The following is a 10,495-nucleotide window of genomic DNA, read 5'->3' as shown; positions in this document are numbered from 1 at the left end:
GCCCCCGGCGGTCCCGCCGACGGCAAGGCGCCGTACTCGCCGCCTTGCCGTCGGCGGGACCGCCGGGGGCCGTCCGGCCGGCGCGCGGGCCTGTCGCGCCGCCGTCCGCGCCGGTCGTCCCCGTCGTGCAGCCGCACACCGTGGCCAGCGCCGCCGCGCCGGCCAGCACGGCGAGCGATCTTCGCACGGCGAGCGATCTCCGCACAGCCCGTGCTCCTCGCGCGGCGGGCGTTCCGCGCCCGGCCGTTCCGCTGCTCATGTCCGTCATACGCACGCGTGACCCCCGTCGTCTCACCGGCGCACTGTCTCATCCCGGATACTCCCCGCGGATGACGCCACGCGAACGGCCCGGCATGGTGGTGACGGGGACCGCAGCGAGTCTGTGAGCAAGGTCCCAGCGTGCTCCCCTCCACCGGGTGGAGGCGCACCGCTACAGTCCGTCGAAGGTCGGACCGCCCAGCCGGTGACCGGCGATCAACCTTGAGCGGGAGGCAACACACCATGGCGCGCGAGTCTGAGTCCGGACTGCCCATCGAACCGGTCTACGGACCGGACGCTCTGGAGGGCTGGGACCCGGCGGAGAAGCTGGGCGAGCCGGGCGCCTATCCGTACACGCGGGGTGTGTACCCGTCGATGTACACCGGCCGGCCGTGGACCATGCGCCAGTACGCCGGCTTCGGCACGGCGACGGAGTCGAACGCCCGCTACAAGCAGCTCATCGCCAACGGCACGATGGGCCTGTCGGTCGCCTTCGACCTGCCGACCCAGATGGGCCACGACTCCGACGCGCCGATCTCCTCGGGCGAGGTCGGCAAGGTCGGTGTCGCCATCGACTCCATCGACGACATGCGGGTGCTGTTCGGCGGGATCCCGCTGGACAAGGTGTCCACGTCGATGACGATCAACGCGCCGGCGGCCCTGCTGCTGCTCATGTACCAACTGGTCGGCGAGGAGCAGGGTGTCACCGCCGCCCAGCTCACCGGCACGATCCAGAACGACGTGCTCAAGGAGTACATCGCGCGCGGGACGTACATCTTCCCGCCGAAGCCGTCCCTGCGGCTGATCGCCGACATCTTCAAGTACTGCAGGGCCGAGATCCCGAAGTGGAACACGATCTCGATCTCCGGCTACCACATGGCGGAAGCCGGTGCCTCGCCCGCGCAGGAGATCGCGTTCACCCTCGCCGACGGCATCGAGTACGTGCGCACGGCCGTCGCGGCCGGCATGGACATCGACGACTTCGCCCCCCGCCTGTCCTTCTTCTTCGTCGCCCGTACGACGATCCTGGAGGAGGTCGCCAAGTTCCGTGCCGCGCGCCGCATCTGGGCACGCGTGATGCGGGACGAGTTCGGCGCGAAGAACCCCAAGTCGCTGATGCTGCGGTTCCACACGCAGACCGCGGGCGTGCAGCTGACCGCCCAGCAGCCCGAGGTGAACCTGGTCCGGGTCGCCGTCCAGGGTCTGGCGGCCGTCCTCGGCGGCACCCAGTCCCTGCACACCAACTCCTTCGACGAGGCGATCGCGCTCCCCACCGACAAGTCGGCCCGGCTCGCGCTGCGCACGCAGCAGGTCCTCGCCTACGAGACGGACGTGACGGCGACCGTCGACCCCTTCGCCGGTTCGTACGTCATCGAGAAGATGACCGACGACGTCGAGGCCGCCGCGCTGGAGCTGATGACGAAGGTCGAGGATCTCGGCGGCGCGGTCTCCGCGATCGAGCACGGTTTCCAGAAGGGCGAGATCGAGCGCAGCGCGTACCGCATCGCCCAGGAGACCGACTCCGGTGAGCGGGTCGTGGTCGGCGTCAACCGCTACCAGCTCGACGCGGAGGAGCCGTACGAGCCGCTCCGGGTGGACCCGGCGATCGAGGCCCAGCAGGCGGCCCGCCTCGCGAAGCTGCGCGCCGAGCGCGACCAGTCGGCCGTGGACGCGGCCCTCGCCGAGCTGAAGAAGGCAGCCGAGGGCGAGGACAACGTCCTCTACCCGATGAAGGACGCCCTCAGGGCCCGCGCGACGGTCGGCGAGGTGTGCAACGCCCTGCGCGAGATCTGGGGCACCTACGTGCCCAGCGACGCGTTCTGAGCCGTGCCGAAGCGGCCCAGGCAGTCGGCCGGTCCGGCTGGCTGGTCGCCGCCCCAGCCCGCATGGCCGTCCGGCCGCACGAGGAACAGCCCCCGGCCGTACGACTGAGTGCGGCCCCCTGAGCACGTCCAAGAAGCGCACGCCGTCCAGGAGGGCGTCCGGCGCCCGGTCACCCGCCCGGACCGGGCCGGGTGCCGTTCGCGTCCCCCGACCGGCACTTCGAGGAAGGCCTGGAGGTCGTCTCGACGGCATCTCCGCCCGTTACGGACTCCGGTGAGGACGCTTTCCCTGACTTCTGAGAGCTGACTTCTGACAGCTCGCTTCTCAGAGCTTCCTGGACAGCACACCCCGCAGCCACGGCGTCATCGGCTTCTCGACGAAACGGTTCATCAGCCAGGCCAGCAGCAGCATCGCGGTGATGGTCAGCGCGAAGGTCACCGAGGCCGGCAGCTCCAGGGTGCGGTGCAGGACGCGGATGACCACCCAGCCGAGGTGCTCGTGCACCAGATAGAAGGGGTACGTCAGCGCCCCGGCCACCGTCAGCCAGCGCCAGTTCGCCCGGTTGAGCCAGCCCAGCGCGATCGCCGCCACGGCCACGAAGCCGAAGGCGACGACGCCGACGATGCCGGTCGTGGTGCGGTGGGCGAAGGCGTCCGGGTCGGAGGCGTTCCACAGGTCGATCACCGCGTAGTGCTGGCCGATCAGGAAGCTGACGAGCACGATGCCCCAGGCGTAGGCGTCCCGCCGGTCGCGGTGGACGAGGTAGAGGCCGATGCCGCCGATGAAGAACGCCGCGTACTCCGGCATCACGACCAGGTCGAGCAGCGGCTGGTGCGCGGCCTGCGCGAGGGCGGCGGCCAGCGTCCAGCCCGCGCAGAACATGATGACCCGGCGGCGGTTCGCGCCCGGCAGGACGACGCACAGCGCGAACAGGGCGTAGAAGCGGATCTCCACCCACAGCGTCCAGCACACGCCCAGCACCCGGTCGGCGCCCAGCGGCTGCTGAAGCAGGGTCAGGTTGAGGAGCGCGTCGCTGGGCGACACGGCCTCGTAGACGACCGGCGGCAGGGCGAACACCGCGGTCACCAGTACGACGGCCACCCAGTAGGCGGGCATCAGCCGCGAGGCGCGGGAGGCGAAGAACGACTTCAGGGGCCGGCCCCAGCCGCTCATGCAGATCACGAACCCGCTGATCACGAAGAACACCTGGACGCCGAGACAGCCGTAGGCGGCGAACTGGTGCAGCGTGGGGAACTGGTGCTTCGGCGTGGTGCCCCAGGCCTCCGTGACATAGCCGCCGCGGCCCGCGTAGTGGTACACGGCCACCATCAGGGCGGCGACCAGCCGCAGTCCGTCGAGCGCCCGGAGCCTGCCGGCCGCCCGGCGGCCGGGTGACGGCGCGGGCGGCAGCGGAACGCCCGGCTCCTGGACGGACACAGCCGCGGCGGGCTGAGACTTCGATGTGCTCACGACCGTTTCGGTCACGCTGGTATCCCTCGCAGTGCCCCGTGGGGTTCTTCTGTGCACGCTCCTGACCGGAGACGATCGGATCACCGGAGGGTCGTCAACCGGGATCCTAGGGCCTGATCAGGAGGTCTTTTGTTCGACAGGATGGCCTTTTGTCCATCCGTCGCCGCGTGTTCACCGCGACGTCAGTTCCGCTTCAGCAGCCGGGCCGCCTGGTTGCCGATCCGGAGGCGGACCGACTCCCTCCGCGCCAGCTGCCGGACCGACCGGCCCCGCGCGCCGAGCAGCTCCGCGATCCGTCCGATCTCCGTCCAGACCCTGGCCCGGTCGCCGCCCACGATCGCCGCAGCGGCCAGCAGTCGGCACGCCTCCTCGGCCTCGCCGCGACCCGCCCTGATCTCGGCCATGCCGACGAGGACGTCCACCGGCTGACGGTGCAGCAGGATCTCGTCGCCCACCCGCAGGGCGTCGTCGTGACGGCCCGCGGCGAGGTGCCGGGTGAAGTCCTCGATGACGTAGGTGCCCTGCCGTGACGGGGCCGGGACGACCGGGAACCGCGACGGCACCGGATCGTCCTGCGGCCCACCGTCGGCGGCGGCCGGGAGCGGTACGGGATCACCTGGGCCGGGCAGGCCCAGTGCCGTCGTCATCCGGGCAGTGAAGGCGGGGATGTCGAAGAGTTCCTCGACGTCGCCGTACTCGGTCTCCGAGACCTCGTCGTCCAGCACCCGGCGCAGCGCGTCGAGCGCCGACTCCGGCGTGTACTCGGCGAAGGAGCGGTACCCGGGCACACCGTCCAGGACCTCGCGGGACCCCACCCGGTGGTAGGTCACCGTGCGCAGCCGCTGCTGCACCGCCTCGACCACCGACAGCGGCATCGGGTCGTCGACGCTGGACAGGAAGAAGACGTCGGAGGCGGCCAGTTCCTCCCGCACCCGCTCACGGGAGAGCGCCCCCATCCACTCGACGCGGTCCGACAGCAGGGTGGAGGAGCCGATCCGCCACGTCTTCTGGCCGATCCACGCGAACCGCCACGGCAGCCCCTGCCCGTACGCCAGTTCGGCGACCCGTGAGAACAGGTCGAGGCCCTTGCGGTCCTGCATCGAACCGACCATCACGACACGCGGCCGGGCACCCGGCGTGGGCCTGGCACGGGCGCGGTGGGCGTCGCGGGGGACCGTGTTGTAGACCACGGCCGGATCGCTCACCCCCAGTGCGCGGAACATGTCGGCCTGGGCGTTCGACACGCACAGCACCTTCAGCGCGGGCAGCAGGTCGACCATCTCCTGGTGCCGCAGCGCGTTGCGGGAACCCTCGAAGTTCATGACGTACTCGGTCTCGTGGGCGTACACCACCACGGACCTGCCCTGTTCCCGCAACGCCCGCACCAGCTCGCCCGCCGGCGGCGAACGCCAGAACGGGGCCAGGCTGTTGATCAGGACGACCTCGGCGTCCGCCAGGTCGCTCAGCACGTCCTCGTGGCGGCCGTAGGCGCCGAGGTCGAAGTAGCGGACGTCGACCGGGCTCTGCGCCAGCAGCGCCTGCGTATAGGTGAGAACGGGGATCGCCACCCCGGTGACGTAGTCGAAGCCCAGGCCCAGTACGGCCAGCGAGCGCGGCCGTTCCAGCCGCCCGCGCACGGCGCTCAGCGCCCGTTCGGCCCGTGACGGACCGGCCCGCCCTTCGTCCTTCGCCGTCCAGCGTGGGGCCGGCGGTTCGATGGGTACGGCGGCCCCCTCGACGACGCGCAGCACGCGCCCGGCGACGTCGTCCTGGAAGGCGAGGAAGTGATCGAGCGGCTCACCGTGCTCGTTGGCCAGGAACTTGGCCGAACGCCTGAGGTCGGCCACCACGTCGACGAGTTCACCCAGGGTGCCCACGTTGCGCAGCAGGGGGTGGCTGATCGTGGGGAACACGATGTTCAGCGGGGGCGGGCTGAACAGGATCAGCGGGGTGCCCGCGCGCAGGGTCTGGAGGTAGGCCGTGGCGTAGAAGGTGACCGCGAGGTCGTAGCCGTCGAGGGCGGAGGGGTCCGGGTCGACGTCGACCTCGCCGAACTCGGCCAGCGCGGACCGCAGTTCGGTGAGCCGCTCACGGTGGTCCTCGCGGGACAGCCGGCTGTGCCGGGTCGTCGGCTGGGCGAGGACCGCGATGCGCAGCGCCTCGTCGGGCTTCTTGGGGTGCCGGTGGGCGGTGCTGCGGGCCGCCCGCAGCAGGGCCGGGTCGTCGCTGTGGCCGAGGGCGCCGGTGATGTGGACGGGCGGGGCGGCGTCGGCGGAACGGAACAGCAGGTGGCGCGCGGTCGCCGGGCCCCATACGCAGACGGCGGCGGTGGCCGGGGACGAGGAGCCGTAGTACCAGCTCTGGTCGCGCCGTCCGGTGCCGGTCCTGCGGTAGCGGAAGTTCAGGTGGCAGTCCTGGACGAGGATCAGCGGCTGCGTGCGGCCCAGCGTGCCGGCCAGCCGACGGCCCCGCTGCGACTGGTCGTCGAAGAGGACCAGCCGGTCTATGCCCGCCTCTTCGACGAAGGCGCCTATTCGGTGACCGAGTTCAGCGAGGAACTCCGCGTTGTCCAGTTCCTCGTCCCCGGGGAACAGGTTGTGTACCGCGAGGCCCTCGCACCGGGCCGCGGCCTCCTGTTCGAGCCGTCCGGCGTTCTTAGCGTCCCGGTCCGCGACGAGGAGATGGAACGAGTGGGCGTCGGCTCCCCCGGCTCGCAGAATCTCCGAGGCGAGGCCGACGCCATTGCGGTTCTCGACAAACACAGCGATGCGCACCGTGTGAATGAAATACGACCGGGTTTCCCGGAACCTGTCACCTCGATCAAACTCTCGGTGAACAATCGATGAGCATCAAGATGCCACCGGATGCACGGGAGTTCGCGAGGCCCGCGCGTGATGCGCGTGAACTCGAAAAACCTCTGGGAGTCGTCGCCTACGCCCGCCGCACCGCCTACGCCCGCCGCACCGCCTTGCGCATCGCCCTCGCCCGCCGCACCACCCGGCGCGCGGTGGAGTTGCGCGGAATGAACGACAGCCGCTCCGGGATACCGCCCGGCAGACCCAGCGCGGTGAGCCGCCGGCGCTTGAAGTACCGCTTGGTGCGCGGCCCGAGACGGGTGCGCAGATACTCCTCGGCGACCGGGCGCAGGCTCGGGTAGATCTGCGCCTGCATCACATAGCCCACCGTCCTCACCAGGTCGGTCAGCAACTCGTCCGGGATGCGCGTCTCGCCCTCGCCGTCCTCCAGGTCCGGAAGCAGCGCGTCCGCCAGCAGGGCCGGCACCCGGTTGCTGTTCTGGTACGGGGTGAGCCGGTCCATCAGCCGCTCGGTGCCGATCCGGGCCACCGGCAGGTCGTAGAACGCCGACGCGGTGAACAGGGCGGTGGAGAAGCAGCCCACCACCAGCGCGGGCCGCGCCGCGGCGAACAGCACCTCGGCGAGGACCGGCGTCTCCAGCACGGTGAGGTCGACGCCCAGCTTCGCGGCCTCCGCCTCCAGGACCCGGCTGTAGCGGGCCGGAGCGGTCGGGTGCGGCTTGAAGACCACGGCCCGGTGCCCGCGGGCGACCGCGCCCCGCATCATCCGCACATGCAGGTCCTCTTCCTCCTCCACGGTGAGGATGGCTAGCGCGGACAGGTACTGGCCCAGCAGCAGCGCGGAGTCGTCGGGCAGCGCGGGCAGTTCCTCCACCGCCTCGCCGATCTCCCCGAGGACCTTGAGGAAGCCGCTCGCCGGCACGGTCCGCGCGGGCACCCCGAACTCGGTGAGCAGCAGCGGCACCAGCCCCGGCACCAGGTCCAGGTGGAGCAGCCGGCGCACCCGGGTGCCGATCAGCGGGTCGATCTTGTTGCGGGTCGGCCCGTAGCTCATCAGCCCGTCGGCGTAGACCTCGACGGGCGCTCCGGGGAAACACTGCGCGATGGCCAGCGCCGGGTTGACCTGGATCGACTCCACGACGATCTCGACCCGGTCCTCGCCCAGTCCCCACAGCATCCGCAGGTAGCGCTCCAGGAGCGGCGCGTCGTCGGCGCGCGGTGCCCAGGCGCCCGGATGGAACGGGCTGATGGCCTCGTTCCAGGACAGCACCGCGTCGAAGCGGTCGCGCAGCGGGGCGAAGCCCGGCATCTCGTCGACGGCCGGGGTGGTCTCCGGCGTCGTCGTGTTGTTGCACACCAGCAGCAGCCGACGGTCCGCCGCCGGGAAGCAGCCGGCGTCCAGCGCGGCGGCCAGGGTGGCGGCGCCGTACAGCGTGGAGGCGCAGAAGATCTGGGTGGTGCGAGGCATCAGGCGGCCGCCTTCGGGGTGCCGGTCTTCGAAGAGGTGATCCTGCGGCGCAGCCTGCGCAGTGTCGACGAGCGCTCCAGGTCCATCGTGTCCAGGACCTCGGCGAGCAGCTCCTGCGGCATGCGCCTCATGGCCGCCGCGCTCATGGCGCGCAGCTGCCGGGCCACCTGCGGCTCGAACTTCTCGATCTCGCCGAGGTGGTGGGCGATGATCGCGCAGTACGTGCGCACCGCCTTGGGGAGCAGCCGGTCGGCCTCGCGGTCGCGTGCCGTCTCCTCGATGACCTGGTCGAACGCCCGGATGAAGTCCAGCTGGCGGGCGTCGCCGATCTGGGTGAGGGAGGAGGCGACCCCGCGCCGGTAGAAGACGCCGAGCAGATTCAGCACGGCGAACGACTCCGCCTCCCGGTGCAGCTTCCAGATCCACGGCCGGTCCTCGGCGGTCCGCAGGCCGTGGGTGAAGTGCAGCAGCCCGCGGTCGGCGAGACGGCGGTGATAGGCGCCGGCCCAGGCGTACGGGTAATCCACGGACGTCGAGCGGTCCGCGGGCAGGATCGCGTCGCGCGGGTTCAGCACCTCCCCGCGCAGCCCGTGCGGATGCCGGACCAGTGTGCGGGCGCGCGCGGTCGCCTGCACATGGTCGACGCGCACGAAGTCGCAGCCCAGCTCCTCGATCGCGGTGACCAGATCGGTCAGATAGCCGCGCGCGAGCCAGTCGTCACCGTCCAGGAACGTCAGGTACTCGCCCTGCGCGGCATCCAGTCCGGTATTGCGTGCGGTGGCGAGCCCTCCGTTCTCCTCATGACGGATCAGACGCACCGAAGCGACCTTCGAAAGGTCTTCGGCCGCCCGTTCGAGAATGGCGGGCGTTTCGTCCTTCGAACGGTCGTCGACCAGCACGAACTCGAAGTCCGGGCGGGCGTTCAGCTGCAGGCTTCTGAGGGTGTCCGGGGCATATTGCTGGACGTTGTAGAAGGGCACGATCACGGAAAGCTTGGGCACGCGGAAATCCTAGGAGTGCGCCCGGCGGTGAAAATTTCCGGTAAGGGTACGGGCGATGAACTCGATGTGTCGGATTCGTGCATCACGCGTATTTCCCCGGAGTTGACGAGCCGGTTCGGAAAGCGGTGGCGCGCTGTTAACTTTCCGTTGAGTCGCGGTTGGGCAAAGCCTGGGTTTTGCTTCCTAGCGTCTTCAACGTGCCACCACGTACTTCGAAGCCCCCGCGGATCGCCGTACTCGCGGACTCCGACACCCGCTGGAAATGGGGTGCGTTGACCGCGGGCCGGATCGCTCCGGGCGGGCGGCCCGGCCCGTCCATGGAAGCCGGAGCGGGCGGCGACACGCAAGTCGCCCCCGTCCTCGACGGCTACCTCCTGCGCGGTCGCGCCACCCCCACGCCCCGTCAGCTCGCCGAAGTCGGCGTGCACGCCGACTCGCTGCGCGAGGTGACGGCCGTCGAGTTCCTGCGCTCCATGGCGAGCGAGAAGTACGACGTCCTCGTCCTCGCGCTGGTCGGCGGCGGCGTCCAGGCCGTCCTGCACGGCCTCAAGCGGATCTGGGAGGACGGCGGCGAGCGGCCCGTCGTCGTCACCGGCTATGTCGGTGTCGTCTACGAGAAGCTCGCCGACGGTCTGCTGCTGCGGCACGGCGCCGACCTCGTCCTCGCCAACTCCCGTCAGGACGCGGAGCGTTTCCGCGCCGTGTACGACGGTGTCGGCGCCGACGCCTCCTCGGTGACCGAGGTCGCCCTGCCGTTCCTCGGCGGCGCCCCCTACACCGGTGAGCACGACCCGTACACCGTGGTCTTCGCCGCCCAGCCCTCCGTGCCGGAGAACCGCAAGGACCGCACCTACCTGCTCGAACGCCTCGTGCGGCACGCCCGGTTGCACCCCGAGCGCGAGGTACTGCTCAAGCTGCGCTCCAAGCCCGGCGAACACACCACCCACATCGAGGAGTTGCCGTACCAGAAGCTGGCGCAACGGCTCGACGCGCCCGCCAACTTCCGCCTCGTGTACGGCAACATGGGCGAGGTTCTCGACCGTACCGACCTCATGGTCACGGTCAGCTCCACCGCCGCCCTGGAATCCCTGCACCGCGACATCCCCACCGTGGTCCTCACCGACCTCGGGGTGCGCGAGGCGCTCGGCAACCACCACTTCGTCGGCTCCGGCTGCCTCGCCTCCTGGGACCAGCTCGACGCCGGGCACCGGCCCGTCCCCGACGAGGACTGGGTGGCCCGGCAGGGCGTCGCCGCCGGGGGAGGCGCGTACGAACGGGCCTTCGACGCGGCGCGCGCACGCATCGCCAAGCTGATCGACCGCCCCGGCGGCCTGCCCCCGCTCACCCCGTACTACACGCCGGCCACCGCGCCCGGCTACCTCCCCGGCATCCTCGCCCGCCACCACCTCGGCCCCGACGGCAGCCCGCTGCCCGGCGCCCCGGCCGCGGACAGCGGCCCCGGACCGGTGCGCCAGATCGCCCGCCGGGCCGCCCGCGGCGCCTACCGCCACGGCGTCCAGCGCGTCGCCCCGGTCATCCGCCGGATGGGGGACCTGTGAGGTTCCCGACGCCGGCCCCGGCCCCTTCTTCCAGGGCGTCCGCCCCGCAACCCTCCCCGGCGTCCGCCCCGCAGCCCTCCCCGGTGTCCTCCCAAGGAG

General features: G+C 71.1%; 6 protein-coding genes and 2 pseudogenes. 2 read left to right on the top strand and 6 right to left on the bottom strand.

The features are described 5' to 3' along the window. Nucleotides 1-205: pseudogene (locus BZL64_RS40570) on the bottom strand (hypothetical protein); the annotation flags it as partial. A gap of 296 nt (nucleotides 206-501) precedes the next feature. Here BZL64_RS40570 and BZL64_RS11865 point away from each other — a divergent pair. Then, nucleotides 502-2,082: an acyl-CoA mutase large subunit family protein gene (locus BZL64_RS11865; protein WP_086768849.1), complete on the top strand. Its 1,581-nt coding sequence runs from the start codon at nucleotides 502-504 to the stop codon at nucleotides 2,080-2,082. Here BZL64_RS11865 and BZL64_RS41080 read toward each other — a convergent pair. From BZL64_RS41080 to BZL64_RS11845, 5 genes and pseudogenes are all read right to left on the bottom strand, one after another. After that, a pseudogene (locus tag BZL64_RS41080) lies at nucleotides 2,058-2,286 on the bottom strand (hypothetical protein); the annotation flags it as partial. The gene BZL64_RS11865 and the pseudogene BZL64_RS41080 overlap by 25 nt on opposite strands. A 120-nt stretch (nucleotides 2,287-2,406) precedes the next feature. Further along, complete coding sequence (locus BZL64_RS11860; RefSeq protein WP_086768847.1) at nucleotides 2,407-3,567, bottom strand: acyltransferase family protein; 1,161 nt, start codon at nucleotides 3,565-3,567, stop codon at nucleotides 2,407-2,409. A 167-nt stretch (nucleotides 3,568-3,734) separates the two neighbouring features. Continuing rightward, nucleotides 3,735-6,326, bottom strand: a complete 2,592-nt coding sequence (locus BZL64_RS11855; RefSeq protein ID WP_086768844.1) for a glycosyltransferase family 4 protein — start codon at nucleotides 6,324-6,326, stop codon at nucleotides 3,735-3,737. 175 nt (nucleotides 6,327-6,501) lie between these two features. Further along, nucleotides 6,502-7,836 carry a polysialyltransferase family glycosyltransferase gene (locus BZL64_RS11850; protein WP_086768842.1) on the bottom strand — a complete coding sequence of 445 codons (1,335 nt, stop codon included), beginning with the start codon at nucleotides 7,834-7,836 and terminating at the stop codon, nucleotides 6,502-6,504. Continuing rightward, on the bottom strand, nucleotides 7,836-8,837 hold the full coding sequence (locus tag BZL64_RS11845) for a glycosyltransferase family 2 protein (RefSeq protein WP_086768840.1): 1,002 nt from the start codon (nucleotides 8,835-8,837) through the stop codon (nucleotides 7,836-7,838). The genes BZL64_RS11850 and BZL64_RS11845 overlap by 1 nt, the downstream gene beginning before the upstream one ends. 197 nt (nucleotides 8,838-9,034) lie before the next feature. On the opposite strand from BZL64_RS11845, the gene BZL64_RS11840 reads away from it, so the two are divergent. Beyond that, nucleotides 9,035-10,396, top strand: a complete 1,362-nt coding sequence (locus BZL64_RS11840) for a DUF6716 putative glycosyltransferase (protein ID WP_086768838.1) — start codon at nucleotides 9,035-9,037, stop codon at nucleotides 10,394-10,396. Nucleotides 10,397-10,495 lie beyond the last annotated feature (99 nt).

This window comes from Streptomyces bobili, assembly GCF_002154575.1.
Lineage (GTDB): Bacteria > Actinomycetota > Actinomycetes > Streptomycetales > Streptomycetaceae > Streptomyces > Streptomyces bobili.
The sequence above is the reverse complement of the archived record's forward strand: the minus strand, read 5'-3'. Positions and strand labels throughout refer to the sequence as shown.